This window comes from Pseudomonas sp. BIGb0164 (assembly GCF_024810135.1).
Lineage (GTDB): Bacteria > Pseudomonadota > Gammaproteobacteria > Pseudomonadales > Pseudomonadaceae > Aquipseudomonas.
On the sequence record NZ_JANUEA010000004.1, the window covers coordinates 24,993 to 39,404 of the forward strand.

The 14,412-nt window shown below is 62.7% G+C and carries 13 protein-coding genes; 11 read left to right on the forward strand and 2 right to left on the reverse strand.

Features of this window, described 5'->3' with window-relative positions; translation table 11 throughout:
- The first annotated feature begins 75 nt into the window (after positions 1–75).
- The 4 genes from M2394_RS11625 to M2394_RS11640 all read left to right on the forward strand — a co-directional run bounded on the left by M2394_RS11625 (position 76) and on the right by M2394_RS11640 (position 6,004).
- Positions 76–1,419, forward strand: a complete 1,344-nt coding sequence (locus tag M2394_RS11625; protein ID WP_259172572.1) for a 3-oxoacyl-ACP reductase — start codon at positions 76–78, stop codon at positions 1,417–1,419.
- A gap of 2 nt (positions 1,420–1,421) precedes the next feature.
- The gene (locus tag M2394_RS11630) at positions 1,422–2,270 is read left to right on the forward strand and encodes a MaoC/PaaZ C-terminal domain-containing protein (RefSeq protein WP_259172573.1); all 849 of its coding nucleotides are present in this window, start codon (positions 1,422–1,424) and stop codon (positions 2,268–2,270) included.
- A 301-nt stretch (positions 2,271–2,571) separates the two neighbouring features.
- Entirely contained in the window at positions 2,572–4,140 is a 1,569-nt protein-coding gene (locus M2394_RS11635; protein WP_259172574.1) for a collagen-like triple helix repeat-containing protein, read from the forward strand.
- A 181-nt stretch (positions 4,141–4,321) separates the two neighbouring features.
- A complete protein-coding gene (locus M2394_RS11640; RefSeq protein ID WP_178918471.1) occupies positions 4,322–6,004 on the forward strand; it encodes a ShlB/FhaC/HecB family hemolysin secretion/activation protein in 1,683 nt (560 codons plus the stop codon).
- A 244-nt stretch (positions 6,005–6,248) separates the two neighbouring features.
- Here M2394_RS11640 and M2394_RS11645 read toward each other — a convergent pair whose 3' ends face one another.
- Entirely contained in the window at positions 6,249–6,653 is a 405-nt protein-coding gene (locus tag M2394_RS11645; protein ID WP_176999411.1) for a response regulator, read from the reverse strand.
- Positions 6,654–6,712: 59 nt separating this feature from the next.
- Positions 6,713–6,916 (reverse strand): Flp family type IVb pilin, encoded by a 204-nt coding sequence (locus tag M2394_RS11650; protein ID WP_178918470.1) that lies wholly within the window; start codon positions 6,914–6,916, stop codon positions 6,713–6,715.
- Positions 6,917–7,246: 330 nt separating this feature from the next.
- Between M2394_RS11650 and cpaB the strand changes: the two genes are divergently transcribed.
- The 7 genes from cpaB to M2394_RS11685 are packed head-to-tail and all read left to right on the forward strand — an operon-like array spanning position 7,247 to position 14,406.
- Positions 7,247–8,182: a Flp pilus assembly protein CpaB gene (cpaB, locus tag M2394_RS11655; protein WP_259172577.1), complete on the forward strand. Its 936-nt coding sequence runs from the start codon at positions 7,247–7,249 to the stop codon at positions 8,180–8,182.
- 19 nt (positions 8,183–8,201) lie between these two features.
- Positions 8,202–9,419 carry a type II and III secretion system protein family protein gene (locus M2394_RS11660; RefSeq protein ID WP_178918468.1) on the forward strand — a complete coding sequence of 406 codons (1,218 nt, stop codon included), beginning with the start codon at positions 8,202–8,204 and terminating at the stop codon, positions 9,417–9,419.
- Positions 9,416–10,609: a pilus assembly protein gene (locus M2394_RS11665; protein WP_178918467.1), complete on the forward strand. Its 1,194-nt coding sequence runs from the start codon at positions 9,416–9,418 to the stop codon at positions 10,607–10,609. Before M2394_RS11660 ends, M2394_RS11665 begins: the two co-directional genes overlap by 4 nt.
- Positions 10,606–11,880 (forward strand): CpaF family protein, encoded by a 1,275-nt coding sequence (locus M2394_RS11670; RefSeq protein WP_178918466.1) that lies wholly within the window; start codon positions 10,606–10,608, stop codon positions 11,878–11,880. The genes M2394_RS11665 and M2394_RS11670 overlap by 4 nt, the downstream gene beginning before the upstream one ends.
- A gap of 19 nt (positions 11,881–11,899) precedes the next feature.
- The gene (locus M2394_RS11675) at positions 11,900–12,781 is read left to right on the forward strand and encodes a type II secretion system F family protein (RefSeq protein WP_259172579.1); all 882 of its coding nucleotides are present in this window, start codon (positions 11,900–11,902) and stop codon (positions 12,779–12,781) included.
- 1 nt (position 12,782) lies between these two features.
- Positions 12,783–13,670: a type II secretion system F family protein gene (locus M2394_RS11680; RefSeq protein ID WP_259172580.1), complete on the forward strand. Its 888-nt coding sequence runs from the start codon at positions 12,783–12,785 to the stop codon at positions 13,668–13,670.
- 10 nt (positions 13,671–13,680) lie between these two features.
- The gene (locus M2394_RS11685) at positions 13,681–14,406 is read left to right on the forward strand and encodes a tetratricopeptide repeat protein (RefSeq protein ID WP_178918463.1); all 726 of its coding nucleotides are present in this window, start codon (positions 13,681–13,683) and stop codon (positions 14,404–14,406) included.
- The last annotated feature ends 6 nt before the right edge of the window (positions 14,407–14,412 follow it).

The window sequence follows — 14,412 nt, forward strand, 5'->3', positions numbered from 1 at the left end:
CTAGCCTAGGCTGATCGAACGACTACCGCCCCGGGGTGGTCAACCCTTTGAACCCCAGCTTTCGGAGAGCGTTCCATGTCTGACCGTTATATCGACTTCGCCAACTCAAGCCTCGGTCATCGCCTGGTCGCTGCCCTTGGCCTGCCGTCACCGGTACGCCTGGAACGCTGGCAAGCCGGGCGCCTGCGCCCAGTTGAAGGTGCGCTGTTACTGGGCGGCGGTGAGCTGACGGCCAAGGTACAGGCGTTCGCCCACAAGCTGACCGACGCGACCTACACCTACGGCACCGAGACCTCGACGTGGATTCCCGGGCATGGTCCCAAGCTCAAGGCGGTGGTGTTCGACGCCAGCGACCTGCAACACACCGATCAGCTCAAGCAATTGCGCGAGTTCTTTCAGCCCCTCCTGAAGAACCTGGATAACAGCGCGCACCTGGTGATTCTCGGCCGCGCTCCGGAAACCCTCAGCGATCCTTTTGCCGCCAGCGCCCAACGTGCCCTCGAGGGGTTCAGCCGCTCACTCGCCAAGGAGCTGCGCAACGGCGGCGTGCTGCAATTGCTCTACGTCGGCGAGGGTGCCGAGGACCAACTGGAGGGCGCCCTGCGCTTCTTCCTTTCACCGAAAAGCGCCTACATCTCCGGCCAGGTCATTCGCCTGGCAGCGTGTGCCACCCCGGTCGAAGATTGGACGCGCCCCCTCGCCGGGCGCAAGGCGCTGGTCACGGGCGCTGCCCGGGGCATCGGTGCGTCCATCGCTGAAACCCTGGCCCGCGATGGCGCTGACGTCATTCTGCTCGACGTGCCCCAGGCCAAGGCTGACCTCGAAGCCCTCGCCGCGCGCCTGGGCGCACGCACGGTGGTGCTGGATATCTGCGCTGAAGATGCCGCCACGCGGTTGGTGGAACACCTGCCCGACGGCCTCGACATCCTGGTACATAACGCAGGTATCACCCGCGACAAGACCCTGGCCAACATGACCCCGGAATACTGGGACGCCGTGCTGGCCGTCAACCTCAACGCCCCGCAGGTGCTGACCCAGGCATTGCTCGACAGCGGCACCTTGCACGACAACGCCCGCGTGGTGTTGCTGGCCTCCATCAGCGGCATTGCCGGCAACCGTGGGCAAACTAACTATGCCGCGAGCAAGGCCGGCTTGATCGGGCTGGCCCAAGCCTGGGCGCCGCTGCTTCAAGCGCGGGGTATCAGCATCAATGCCGTCGCGCCCGGTTTTATCGAAACCCAGATGACCGCACATATCCCCTTCGCCTTGCGTGAAGCCGGGCGGCGCATGAGTTCGCTGGGCCAGGGCGGCCTGCCCCAGGACGTCGCCGAAGCCGTCGCCTGGCTCGGTCAGCCGGGCAGCGGCGCGGTCAGCGGGCAAGCGTTGCGGGTGTGTGGGCAAAGTCTTTTGGGAGCATAAACATGGATTGGCACACCTTAGGCAGCACACCCTTCTTGCCGCCGTTGTATTGGCGGGCGGCGCTCAAGCGCAAGATCACCGGCAGCACCTTGCCCGAACAGGGCTTGCGCTGCCGAGTGCGCATCAACCCCAATGACGTGGCGGCGTACCGCAAGGTCTGTGGTTTCGCCGACAGCCCGATCTTGCCGGCGACTTATCCGCATATCCTGGCGTTCGGCCTGCAGATGCAGTTGCTCACGGCGAAGGATTTTCCCTTTCCGTTACTGGGGTTGGTTCACCTGAGCAACCGCATCCGCATTCACCGCCCCTTGGGTGGCGTCAGTGAACTGACGATCAGCGTACAGGCCTGCAACCTCCAGCCCCACAGCAAAGGGGCGACCTTTGACTTACTGACCACCGCAGAGGATTCCCTCGGGCTGTTGTGGGAGGCCGAAAGCCGCATGCTGTGTCGGGGCGTCAAACTCGAAGGCGAAGCGCTGGATAATCCGTTGCCCACGCCCACCCAAGTCAGCGAACTGACGCGCTGGAAAGCCCCTGGCGATATCGGTCGCCGTTATGCGCGGGTCTCAGGCGACTACAACCCGATCCACCTCAGCGCCCTCACCGCCAAGCTGTTCGGGTTCCCACAAGCCATCGCCCACGGGTTGTGGAACAAAGCGCATACCCTGGCTGCGCTGGGTGAACATTTGCCCGCTGCCAATATTGAACTGCATGTCGAGTTCAACAAGCCCGTGCGCTTGCCCAGTGAAGTCACCCTGTATTGCAGTGCCCCAGGTTCCAGCGGCGAGTTGCTGTTGAAAGGTACGGGCGATCTACAACACATGGTAGGCAAGTGGCAGCCGATCGCGTAAAAATCACCGATTAATTGTATATATACATCCTAAGTTATAGCGGGCTTTTTTAAGCCCGCTATTTTATTTATGTCATTGATTTTTAAAATATATATATCTAGATACATCTACCCTTTATCGCTTTGGTATTAGTCATAAAGCCCTGACTTGAACCCAGTATATAAATCGTTAATACCAAGTTGAGCATTGTGAGAAAGAGTGCCCGGGACTGTTATAGCCACACGGACAAACGCATCGCTATCCAAGAAATAACGAGCGTTTGAAAACAACCCAAGGTTGTACAGGTGCAAGGAACTCAATCATGAACACTCAAACTCAAGTGGTGATCTGGAAAACAAGTACCGCGCTGGCCCTGGCAGTCGCATTGGCGCTCGGAGGCTGCAGCAGCGGTGGTGGTGGGCATCACAGTGGTGGTTCGGCTTCAACCGACTCGGCAGCCGGTGGCGGTACGGGCGGTGGTACAGGTGGCGGGACCGGTGGTGGCACTGGCGGCGGAACAGGTGGCGGAACAGGCGGTGGCACCGGTGGCGGTACCACCACACCGCTGGTGACCGCGACCGTGGTCGACACCCTGGGTGACACCGTGACCGGCGTCGGTGGCGCCGTCAAAAGCCTGGGCACCACCCTTGGCAGCTTGCCGATTGTCGGCGCAACCACGGGCGGCCTGGTGACCGCCACTGGCACCGCGGTCGGCAGCATCGGCGACGGCCTGTCCACGGGGCTCGGTACGATTGGTACCGACAGCAATGCACTGGGCAAAACACTGGCCGGTGTCGGCAAAGGCGTAGCCGACCTGGGCGATGGCGTCAGCACCACAGGCGGCAACGTGGCCACCCTGCTGGGGAACGTCCCGGTCGTTGCCGGCGCAGCCCCTGTCGTCGGGGGTGTAGTCGACAAGGTCGGCAATGTCGTGACCATGCTCGGCGACACCTTGAGCACGGCGAGCACCACCGGCCCTCTGGGTTCGGTCACCAATACCGTCGGCGGCAAGGTGTTGGTACCGGTGGTCTCACTGGTGGAAAAAACCACCGGCCAAGTCGGCACCGCGACCGGCCTGGATACGCCAGTCGGCGGCCTGTTGAAGAAAGTCGGCAGCACCGTCGACGGCTTGGGCGATAAAGTCGCCGACGCTGGCGGCACTGGCAACCCTGTGACCGGCATCGTGGGTAACGTACTCAATGGCGTAGGCACCGTGGTGGATAAAGCCAGCGGCTATGTCGACCCAGCCACCGGCACCGGCTCCGGCAGTGGTAGCGGCGGCGGCGGCGGCGCGGGTAACCTCGGCTTGCCAGAACTGATTGGCGGCATCATCGCCGGCGCCGGTAACGGCCTCGATGCAGGCAGCACCAACGGTGTGGTCAGCGCAGCAGGCGCTACCGGTGGCAAAGCGGGTGGCACCGTGGCATCCCTGGGCACTCTCCTCGGCGGCAGTGGCGTCCCCAACACCGCAGCGGGCGCACCGGTTGGGCAAGTGACCCAGGTGCTCGGAAATGCCCTTAACCCTGTGACCAACGGCGTCACCAGCCTGACCCAAAACATCGGCGGCGCAACCGGCCTGGGTGCACCGATCAACGGCCTGGTCACCAACGTAGGCGGCGCAGTCAGCAACCTGGGCGGTGCCCTCAGCGGCGCCAACGCCAACCCGGTCACCAACGCCTTGGGCGGCACCGTCAGCGCCGTCGGTGGCACCGTAGCGTCCATCGGTGGCCTGGTCACCGGGGGCACCAACGCCGGTGGTGGTTTGCTCGGTGGCGGCCTGAACCTGGGGGGTAGCGCATCTGCCTCCGCAGGGGCCAGTGCCGGCGCCAACGCCAACGCCAACGGTGGTCTGCTGGGCGGCCTGCTCGGTGGCCTGACCGGCAAAAAATAGAATTGCACCTGGCCGATTAGACGGCCTCCCCTACAGCGCCTACGCTTGGTTGAGACGAGAGACCTTATAAGCCTCTCGTCTTTTTTATGGGCAAATGAAATGTCCCGGAAGTACCCGAACCGCGCCCCCAGAGCCCGGCGGGAATCTGCGAAACGCTGCTGCTTTGACCATGGAGTGTCCTATGCGCGCCTTGACGCCGTTGTTGTTGCTCACCCTCAGTACCTACGCCTGCGCCGATACCCTACCCAGCTTCCTCAATAGCAACGACACCATCCGCAACCTGCCCGTGCCCAACCTGCCCGCCGACGCCTATCGTCCGGTCGCCCCGCAAACCCAACTGCCGACACCCGCCGCCACCGAAGCCCAACCCTTGTTGATGGACACCAAAGTGACCATTCGCAAACTGCAGATCGACGGCGGTACGATTTACCCGCTCAAGGAACTGGCCCAGGTCTTCGAGCCGCTGACTGGCCACGAGACCAACCTGGCCCAGTTGATCGAAGCCACGCGCGGTATCACCCGGCGCTATCAACAGGATGGCTACCTGCTGTCCTACGCGTTCCTGCCAGAACAGAGCTTCGACGACGGCCTGGTGCACGTGGTGGTGGTGGAGGGTTATATCCGCGACTACCAACTGCAAGGCGACGTCGGCCCGGTCTCGTCCTACATCGACAAACTGGCAGAAAAACTCAAGGCCGAACGCCCACTGACCCGCAAGACCTTCGAGCGCTACACCACCTTGATGAGCACCATTCCGGGCGTGACACTGCAAGCCCAAGTACCGCCACCCAGCACCACTGGCGGCGGCACGCATATGCAAATCACCGCCAGCCGCAAGCCGTTCACCACCAGCATGAGCCTCACCGAGGCCAGCCGGGGCGGCACCCAGGCGCTGCTCAGCGCCACCAGCAATTCGCAAACATCCATGGGCGAGCAATTGAGTGTCAGTGGCCTGTTCCCACCCGGGAACGACAAAGAGCATTACTACCGTGCGGCGTATAGCCAATTCATCAATGCCGAAGGCACGCAACTGGTGTTGTCGGGCGAACGCTATCGCGCCGACCCGCGTACCAACGTGCAACTGGGCGACGGCCTGGAGCTGAAGCCGCATCAGGAAATCGATCGTTACTCCATCGGTTTCACCCACCCCTTTATCGCCTCGCCCAGCGAGTCGTTGAGCCTGGGCACGCGCCTGTACGCCGTCGACCAGACCACCCGCTACAAACTGGAAGGTTTCCCGCAACGCTTTGACCTGAAAACCGACCTGCGCGCCGTCGCGGTTGAAGGCGACTGGCGTACGGCTGACACCACCCAACTGCGCATCCTCAGCGCCGGGTTGTATCAGGGCATCAACGGCATGGGCGCCAAGACCCACTCGGACTTCGGCGGCCTCACGCCAGACCTCGACTTCTTCCGCGTGCGCCTGTCCGGGGTGCAGAGCAACAAGCTGTTCGATAACTGGCAAGGCGTGCTGTCGGCGGCCGCTTACTGGACCAATGACACCCTGCCCGACAGCGAGCGCGCCACCTTTGGCGGGCAAAACTTCGGCCGTGGCTACCCCGATGACCAGGGGTCAGGCGACAAGGGCTGGGGCTTGGCGTACGAGGTCAATTACAGTTACAACCGCGCCGGCGACTGGGTGAGGATCCTGCAGCCGTACGTCGTGTTTGACCGCGCCAAGACTTGGTACAACGACCTGCCCATCCAGGGCAACGACATGTCATCAGCAGCGTTGGGCCTGCGTTTTGGCGACGCCAAGTACTACAACATCGCGCTGGAGGCGGCCAAGCCAATGTCGGAAGTGGCGTTCGACAACTATGACCGGCGGCCACGGTATTCGCTGAGTTTCAGCTACCAGCTTTGAAGGCCGACGTCGGGGCCGGGGTATAACACCGGTCCTGTAGTGAGCGGGTTTACCCCGCGCCAGCCCCACCACTAATCTCATGCCTCCAACCAAAACGCATCGACTGGTTTTGGGGCGGCTTCGCCACCCAGCGCGGGGTAAACCCGCTCACTACAAAGGCGCGGCTTTGCGTTGGGGGCGCGATCCTTCAATCGGGCTGTGTTGGTGTGGGGGCCTCGGCGCGGGGCAAGCCCGCTCACTACGATCAGAGGCGGGGTTTGGGTAGGGGGAACAGGCTGTTCAAGGTGTCGATCAGGCGCACCAGGTAGATCGGTTTGCGGAACAGGTCCAGCACCTGCAGCCGCAGCATGTCGCTGACGTCGTCCATTTCGGCATGGCCCGACATCACGATGACCGGCAGGTGTGAACGCGAGGTGTGTTCGCGCAGGCGCTTGATAAGGGAGATGCCACTCTCCTCGGGCATGCGCAGGTCGGTAATGACCAGGGCGATATCCGGATTGAGGGTCAGCTCCTGCAAAGCGAAGGTGACAGAAGTGGCGGTGAAGCACACGAATCCCTCATTTTCGAGGGATTCGGCAAGTTCGATCAGGGCGTCCTCTTCATCGTCCACCAATAGGATTTGCTGGCGGCGAGACGACGACGGTGTCATAGACGATACCCAGTGATTAATATTCGCCAACAAAGCGTTGCATGCAACTTAGTTAAAAATCAACTGCCACTACCCGCCGGTAACGCATTTGATACAGAAGTGAAGACGTTTTTGATTTTATCACCGAGCCCAGAACCTGCACCGATAATAACCAACGCGACGATAGCCACGATAATCACATACTCAATGGCCGACGCCCCATCCCTGCGCCTGAAGAACAGCTGGGTCTGGACATACGCCTTCAAGATCAAGTCAAGAATCATAATACTTCTCCCTAATGCGCCGCAGAGCGCCGGTACAGCTGGGTTGCACGATGATTGCCGTGTGCCATTAGAGCATTGTCAACAAACCCCAGCCTCACAACTGTAAGAACGAATTAATCACAAAGTATTAGTCGTAAAGTTGGCGTCATAAAACCGTGCTTTTCATGAAAGCTTTTTTAGTTCAGAGAAATTTTGCGGCGGGTAATGGCATTTCGTCCTAGCTGAACTACCTTCCAATAGCGAAATAGTTAGATGTTCATAGCAGCCAGTGTTGCGGATTAACCCGTTTGGATTAGCGGGCAGCGGTGCAACGGGATAAGGAGAGCCGTCATGAACAGTCGTTTCAGCATGATCCTGGCCGGCGTTCTTTTAATTGGAGCCTTGATCGCCGGCTATTGGGGGCTGGCGCTGAGCCGCGCACCGGAACCTGTTGCAGCACCTGTCATTTCCGTCGAAAACAGCGTCGCCGCCATCGAAGACAAAACCCGCCAGCCGGTGGTGGTGCTGGTGCATGACGTGCCCCCTTTCGTCCCCCTCGCCGCGACCGACCTGGTCATTGAAAACCTGCGCACCGTGCCCGCTGGCAGCCTCACCCGCCTCGACCAGGCTATCGGCCGCATCCCTTTGCGCACCCTGGGCGCCGGCAACTGGTTGAGCGAAGAAAGCTTCAGCGCGGGCGGCCCGCTGGCCCGCATGATCCGCCCGGATGAACGCGCCCTGGCAGTGGCGGTGGACGAGGTGATCGGCGCCGCCGGCCAACTGAGCCCCGGCGACTTCGTCGATATCCTGCTGTTCCTGCGCCAGGAGCCCGGCAACACCGAGCAGTCGGCACAGGTGGTAATCCCGGCCATGCGCCTGCTCAGTGTCGGCGACCAAGTGGGCCTGGCCAATGACGGCAAACCCGCCACCGTACCGCCCTCAACGCCCGAGGAAAAAGCCCAGGCCGCCCAACGCCGGGCCGGCGCGCGCACCGTGGTGCTGGCGGTTCCCGAACCCTTATTGAGCCGCCTGATGCTGGCGTCCCAGGCAGGCATTTTGCGCCTGGCCGTACGCAGCGCCGACGAACAACTGCTGAGCCGCTACTGGGCCGGCGAAAACGACTCGGTGGAAAAAGTGCAAAGCGCCGACCGCGATCTCTACCAATTCACCCAGTTGGCCATGGCGCCCCCGCCGAAAAGAACCGCACCGGTGGCAGCCGTCCAAGGCGGCCAACGCCGTGGCATTGAAGTGATCCGTGGTGCGCAAGCCGCCGAACAAACGCCCTGATTGAACAAGGAAGCCTTGAATGAGCCATCGCTACGCTCAAATGGCCTTGGTCCTGATGCTGTCGAGCCTGCCCGTGGGCTTGGCCTTCGCCGCGTCGGGTAGCTGCAGCGCCCTGGGCCAGTTGCCCGCCGTGGTTGAAGTGGGAGAAGGGTTGCAACAGGAGCTGCAATCGCCGGTCGCCATTACGCGACTGGCCATCGGCGACCCCAGGATTGCCGATGTGCGGATCAACGGCGACCGTAACTTCCTGCTCACCGGCGTGGGCGCCGGGACGACCAGCCTGATGGTCTGGACCGGCTGCTCGACCACGCCGCGCCAGAGCATGGTGTTCGTCAAAGGCAAGGCCACCGCAGCCCTGACGAGCCTGTCGCTGCCGCCGTCCGAAGACCCGACATTACCCAGCCAGGTGCAGACCGATATCCGTTTCGTCGAAGTCAGTCGCACCAAGCTCAAGGAGGCCAGCACCTCGTTGTTCGGCCAGGGCGGCAACTTCCTGTTCGGCAGCCCGGGCAACGGTTCCATTCCCGCCACCACCGCCAACAGTTTCCGTGGGCAGGCGGTGAACAACGGTTTCTTCAACATCGGTTTTGGTGGCGGGCGGATCTCGGCCATGATCAATGCCCTGGAACAAAGCGGCTTCGCCTACACCCTGTCACGTCCCAGCCTGGTAGCCCTCAGTGGGCAGAGCGCAACCTTCCTCGCCGGTGGCGAAGTGCCGATTCCGGTCCCCAGCAGTGGCAGCGACAGCATCTCCATCGAGTACAAGGAGTTCGGCATCCGCCTGACGCTCACGCCCACCGTCATCGACCGTAACCGCATCACCCTCAAGGTGGCGCCCGAAGTCAGTGAGCTGGACTACAGCAACGCGGTGCAGATCGAAGGCATCCAGGTGCCCGCCCTCACCGTGCGCCGTACCGACACCAGCGTGTCCCTGGCCGATGGCGAAAGCTTCGTGATCAGCGGCCTGATCAGCAGCACCAACCGCTCCACCATCAGCAAGTTCCCAGGCCTGGGTGACATCCCGATCCTGGGGGCGTTTTTCCGCGACTCCAATATCAGCCGTGAAGAAAAAGAGCTGTTGATGATCGTCACGCCGCACTTGGTACAACCGTTGGCGGCCAACGCCCAATTGCCCTCGTTGCCCGGCGAGAAACTGCGCAACTACGACCCGAACTGGTATCGGCTGTTCTTTCTGGAAAACGGCAACTTCGACCGTCGCAGTGGACTTTCCCAATGAGCGATAGCCTGAGCCAGACGTTTCTGGCAATCACACGCAACACCACCGACCTGGAGTGGCTGCAGGGTGCCCTTGCACCGTTGGGCCAGGTGGTCAGCGCCGGTGGCGGCAGCCTGGATGAACTGCTGGCGCTGGTGGACGTGACCTTCGCCAACCTGGTGTTCGTGGGCCTGGACCGCGAGCACGTGGTGGCCCAGAGCGCGTTGATCGAAGGCGCGCTGGAAGCCAAGCCGATGCTGGCGATCGTGGCGCTCGGCGACGGCATGGACAACCAGCTCGTGCTCAATGCCATGCGCGCCGGGGCGCGGGATTTTGTCGCCTACGGCTCACGCTCCAGCGAAGTGGCCGGGCTGGTGCGGCGCCTGAGCAAGCGCCTGCCGCCTGCCACGCCGAACACCCAGCTCGGCGGCCTCACCGTGCTCTACGGCACCCAGGGCAACGCCGACGGCGCCTTGCTGGCCAGCCACCTGGCCATGGTCGTGCAGAAGAGCGGGCAACACACGCTGTTGCTCGACCTGGGCCTGCCACGGGGCGACAGCCTGGCGCTGCTGGGCCTGGAAAGTACCTTCAACTTCGGCGACGCCCTGCGCCACCTGCGCCGCCTCGACACCACCCTGATCAACAGCGCCTTCGCGGCCAGCGAAGACGGCTTGCGCATCCTCGCCTATGCCCCCAGCGATGAGCCCCTGGAGCTGACCAGCGCCGCCGAGCTGTACATGCTGCTCAGCGCCCTGCGCCAGCACTTCCAGCACATCGTGGTGAACCTCACCGGCCAGCCCGACAGCGAGGCGCTGCGTACCTTTGTCAGCCATTGCGACAAGCTGCTGTGGTGCACCGACCAGAGCGTGCTCGACTGCCGGCGCAACCTGGCGGTGCTCAATCAATGGCGCGAAAAAGGCATGCGCCTGGACCACGCCAAGCTGCTGGTCGACCGCTACATCAAGGGCTGCGCCCCGGACACCGAGGCCCTCGGCAAAAGCTTCGGCCTGGAGGTGATTGCCGTGCTGCCGTTCAGCCCGGAGGTGCGCCTGAATGCCAAGAACCAGGGCCAGACCCTGTTCACCTTGTCGCCCCGCGAGAACCTGACCCACGCCCTGAAAGCCCTGGGCGAACGCCTGGCCAAACGCTCCGAAGGCCTGGCAAAACCGTCGATGAGCTGGTTCGAGCGCCTGATGGGAAGTGGTCGATGAACGGCGAAAAACTCTTCGGCGCCCCCGCCCGAGGCGTAGCGGGCCACAGCGATCACGACGGCCTGAAACTGGTGCTGCATCGCTACATCATCGATGCCATCGAAGAGTCGGGCAAAAACCTGCTGGAAGGCTCGCGTCAATCCCTCGCGCAGTTCGTGATCGACAAAGTGTCCGAGTACATCACGCGCATGCACCTGGCGATTTCCCGTTACGAAATGGAGCGGCTGGCCGAAGAGATTGTCGACGAGCTCACCGGCTTTGGTCCCTTGGAAGTGCTGCTGCGCGACACCTCGGTGACTGAAATCCTGGTCAACGGCCCGCACCGGGTGTTCATCGAGCGCGACGGTTTACTGCATCAGAGCGACCTGCGCTTTATCGACGCTCACCATGTGGAGCGGGTGATGCAGCGTATCCTCGCACCGCTGGGCCGGCGCCTGGATGAATCCTCGCCGATGGTGGACGCGCGCCTGCCCGATGGCAGCCGGGTCAACGCAATCATCCCGCCGATTGCCCTGGACGGCCCCTGCCTGTCGATTCGTAAGTTCCGCAAAGACATGCTCAAGAGCAGCGACCTGGTGGCGATGCAGACCATCGACCAAAGCATCTTCGAGTTCTTCCAGGAGGCGGTGGGCAAGCGCTGCAACGTTTTGATCAGCGGTGGTACGGGCACCGGCAAGACCACCTTGCTCAACATCCTCAGCCAGTTGATCAACCCTCACGAGCGCCTGGTGACCATCGAAGACGTGGCCGAACTGCAACTGGGCCACCCCCACGTGGTGCGCCTGGAAACCCGCCCGCCGAATGCCGAGGGCCACGGTGAAGTCAAGGCCAGTGACCTGATCCGCAACGCCCTGCGGATGCGCCCCGACCGCATCATCCTCGGCGAAATCCGTGGCGTGGAAGTGCTCGATGTGATGACCGCCATGAACACCGGTCACGACGGTTCCATGAGCACCGTGCACGCCAACAATGCCCAGGACGCGTTGCTGCGCCTGGAAACCCTGGTGGGCCTGACCGGTCGCGTGGTGGCGGAAAAAACCCTGCGACAGATGATCTGCGCGGCGCTGGACGTGGTGATCCAGCTGACCCGCCTGCCCGACGGCCGCCGCTGCGTGAGTGAGGTGGTGGAAGTGGTCGGGGTGCGCGACGACGTCTACGTCATCAATACCCTGTTCCGTCTCGACCGGCGCACCGGCTTCGGCTTCCTGCGTGAGGCGATCAACCCTGCGGGCGACAAGCTGCGCCACGAATCGGCATTGCCGCTGCCATAGTCAGAGGGAGAGAGGACGGATGACCGGGCCCATTCTGCTGCTGATCTGCATCATCCTGATCGGCCTGTCGTATCGCCTGTTTCAAAACGGCTTGCGCCAGGCCGGCAACGACCGCGTGCTGGAACGCCTCACCGACGGCCAGCCGGTGCAGGAAGCCCCGAATACCACCTGGAACGCACTGGAGCGCATGTTCCAACGCGCCGGCCTGGGCAAACCCACTGACCGCCTGTGGCTGTGGCTCACCGGTTGGGCATTGTGCGCCCTGCTCGGCTATTACCTCGCCCATTGGCTGGGGGCGCTGGCGATGCTGGTGTTACCGCCCCTGGCAATGCGCCTGTACATCGCCTGGCGCTATCAACGGCGCGTGCAGCGCATGATCGAGCAATTGCCGCAGTTGCTGGACCACAGCGTGCGCAGCCTCAAGTCCGGGCGCACCTTGGCAGACGCGGTACTGGGCGGTATCGAAAACACCGAAAACCCGCTCAAGTACGCGATGAGCCGCATCCAACGCAACGTGCAGATGGGTGTGAGCCTGCCGGATTCCGTCAGCGACTTTGCCGAGTTCTACGAGCAGGACGAGTTCCGCCTGTTTGCCCTGGGCTTGAAGGTCAATCATCGCTACGGCGGCAACGCCAGCGAGCTGCTGGAAAACCTGATCAAGATGATCCGCGAGCGCGAGCAAGGCAGCCGCCAGCTCAAGGCCATGACCGGCGAAACGCGCATGACCGCCTATGTGCTGGCGGGCCTGCCGGTGCTCATGGTCGGCTACTTCCTGATCATCAACCCCGGCTACCTGATGACCATGTGGAACGACGAAACCGGGAGCTATTTACTGTTCGGTGCCTTAGCGATGGACGTGACGGGCACCTTCGTCATGTGGCGCATGTTGCGGAGTATTTGAGATGGCGTTATTGGCCAGTGCCCTGTTGCTGCTCGCCGCCGTGGTGTTGATCACCGGCCACTGGCTGGAACAACGCCGGCGCCAGCGCCTGGTCACCCAGCGCCTGCAGGGCCAACTGAGCCGCGAAGACCGCTTCGGCAGCCTGCTGCGCCAATTGGGTGCCAGCCCCCTTGCCCAGCGCTCGGTGAGCCTGGACAACGAGACCCAGACCCTGCTCAACCGCATCGGCTGGCGCAAGGCCAACCAGCGCTCGCTGTTTGCTGCCTTCCAGATTGGCGTGCCCATCGTGTTGCTGGCGGTCTCAGTGGTCGGCCAGCGTTTGCTGTTTCCCCATGCCGAATCGCCGTGGATCGCGCCTGTTATCGCCTTGGGCATTGGCTACCTGTTGCCCAAGCGCATCCTGGCGGCGGCGGCGAAAGCCCGTCAGCAACGCATCGCCCGGGAGATATCTACGTTCATCCCGTTGCTGCGCATCCTCTTCGAGTCGGGCATGGCGGTCGAGCAGTCGTTGCGCGTGCTGGGCACCGAGGCCCAGCGCTTGTTGCCGGACCTTACCCAGGAACTGCGCCTGATCCTGGCGCGGGTCGACTCCGGCCTGGAGTTGGGCGAAGAACTGGGCAAGACCGCACGACTGCTGGCCGTGGATGAGTTCACCGACACCTGCGTGATCCTGCAGCAACTGATCCAGCAAGGCGGCGGCGCGATGAAATCGTTGCTGGCGCTCAAGCAATTGCTCGATGACCGGCGCCTGACCCGCTTGCAGGAATACATCTCGAAGATGTCGGCCAAGATGTCCGTGGTGATGATGGTGTTCCTGTTCCCGGCCCTGCTGACGGTGCTGGGCGGCCCGGCCTTCATCGCCATCGCCCGCGCCCTGAATAACTTTTAAGGAGCCTTTGATGAAACTACTGATCGGCGCACTGAGCCTGTTAATGCTCGGCGGCTGTGCCACCAACGGCCAGACACCCTGGGCCGTGCTGAGCGGTTCGAGCAGTTGCTCCAAGCCCAGCGCCGAGCAGGAACTGGCACTGAACCTGGCCGATGACATGGCCAACGAAGGCAAGCTGCACGCCAGCCTGGCCAACCTGCAGAGCCTGCCCGATGCGCTGCCCCAGGTGCGCCTGCGCAAGGCCCGGGCTGCGCGCCTGCTGGGCCGCAGCGAGGCCGAGCCGATGTACCGCAGCCTGGTGGGCACTTGCCTGGCAGCCGAAGGCGAGCATGGTCTGGGCCAGCTGGCGTCGGCCAGGGGCAACAACGACCAGGCCCTGGCCCACATGCAGCGTGCCGCCCAGTTGGCGCCTACCAACGAAAAAATCCGCAATGACCTGGGGGTCGTGTACCTCGATCAGTTGCGCCTGGAGGAGGCCCGCTTCGAATTCCTCACGGCCATGGAGCTCAAGCAGAGCGACCAACTGGCGGCCGTCAACATGGTGACCTTGCTGATCTACCAGGATAACTGGGGGCAAGCCGCGCAACTCGTCAGCCAACTGAGCCTGAGCCCGGAACAGGTGAACAATGCACAGGTTCGGGCCCAGAGGCTCAAGGCGTCGAGCAAGGCAGTGGCGCGTAAACCCAAGGACCAAGTGGCTGCCGTCAGCGATGCGCTGCCGGCCACCGTGAAATAGGGAGTT

Bases quoted from the DNA above. Each gene is read 5' to 3' on its own strand.
- M2394_RS11625 (WP_259172572.1), top strand. From the start codon at position 76: ATGTCTGACCGTTATATCGACTTCGCCAACTCAAGCCTCGGTCATCGC.
- M2394_RS11630 (WP_259172573.1), top strand. From the start codon at position 1,422: ATGGATTGGCACACCTTAGGCAGCACACCCTTCTTGCCGCCGTTGTAT.
- M2394_RS11635 (WP_259172574.1), top strand. From the start codon at position 2,572: ATGAACACTCAAACTCAAGTGGTGATCTGGAAAACAAGTACCGCGCTG.
- M2394_RS11640 (WP_178918471.1), top strand. From the start codon at position 4,322: ATGCGCGCCTTGACGCCGTTGTTGTTGCTCACCCTCAGTACCTACGCC.
- M2394_RS11645 (WP_176999411.1), bottom strand. From the start codon at position 6,653: ATGACACCGTCGTCGTCTCGCCGCCAGCAAATCCTATTGGTGGACGAT.
- M2394_RS11650 (WP_178918470.1), bottom strand. From the start codon at position 6,916: ATGATTCTTGACTTGATCTTGAAGGCGTATGTCCAGACCCAGCTGTTC.
- cpaB (WP_259172577.1), top strand. From the start codon at position 7,247: ATGAACAGTCGTTTCAGCATGATCCTGGCCGGCGTTCTTTTAATTGGA.
- M2394_RS11660 (WP_178918468.1), top strand. From the start codon at position 8,202: ATGAGCCATCGCTACGCTCAAATGGCCTTGGTCCTGATGCTGTCGAGC.
- M2394_RS11665 (WP_178918467.1), top strand. From the start codon at position 9,416: ATGAGCGATAGCCTGAGCCAGACGTTTCTGGCAATCACACGCAACACC.
- M2394_RS11670 (WP_178918466.1), top strand. From the start codon at position 10,606: ATGAACGGCGAAAAACTCTTCGGCGCCCCCGCCCGAGGCGTAGCGGGC.
- M2394_RS11675 (WP_259172579.1), top strand. From the start codon at position 11,900: ATGACCGGGCCCATTCTGCTGCTGATCTGCATCATCCTGATCGGCCTG.
- M2394_RS11680 (WP_259172580.1), top strand. From the start codon at position 12,783: ATGGCGTTATTGGCCAGTGCCCTGTTGCTGCTCGCCGCCGTGGTGTTG.
- M2394_RS11685 (WP_178918463.1), top strand. From the start codon at position 13,681: ATGAAACTACTGATCGGCGCACTGAGCCTGTTAATGCTCGGCGGCTGT.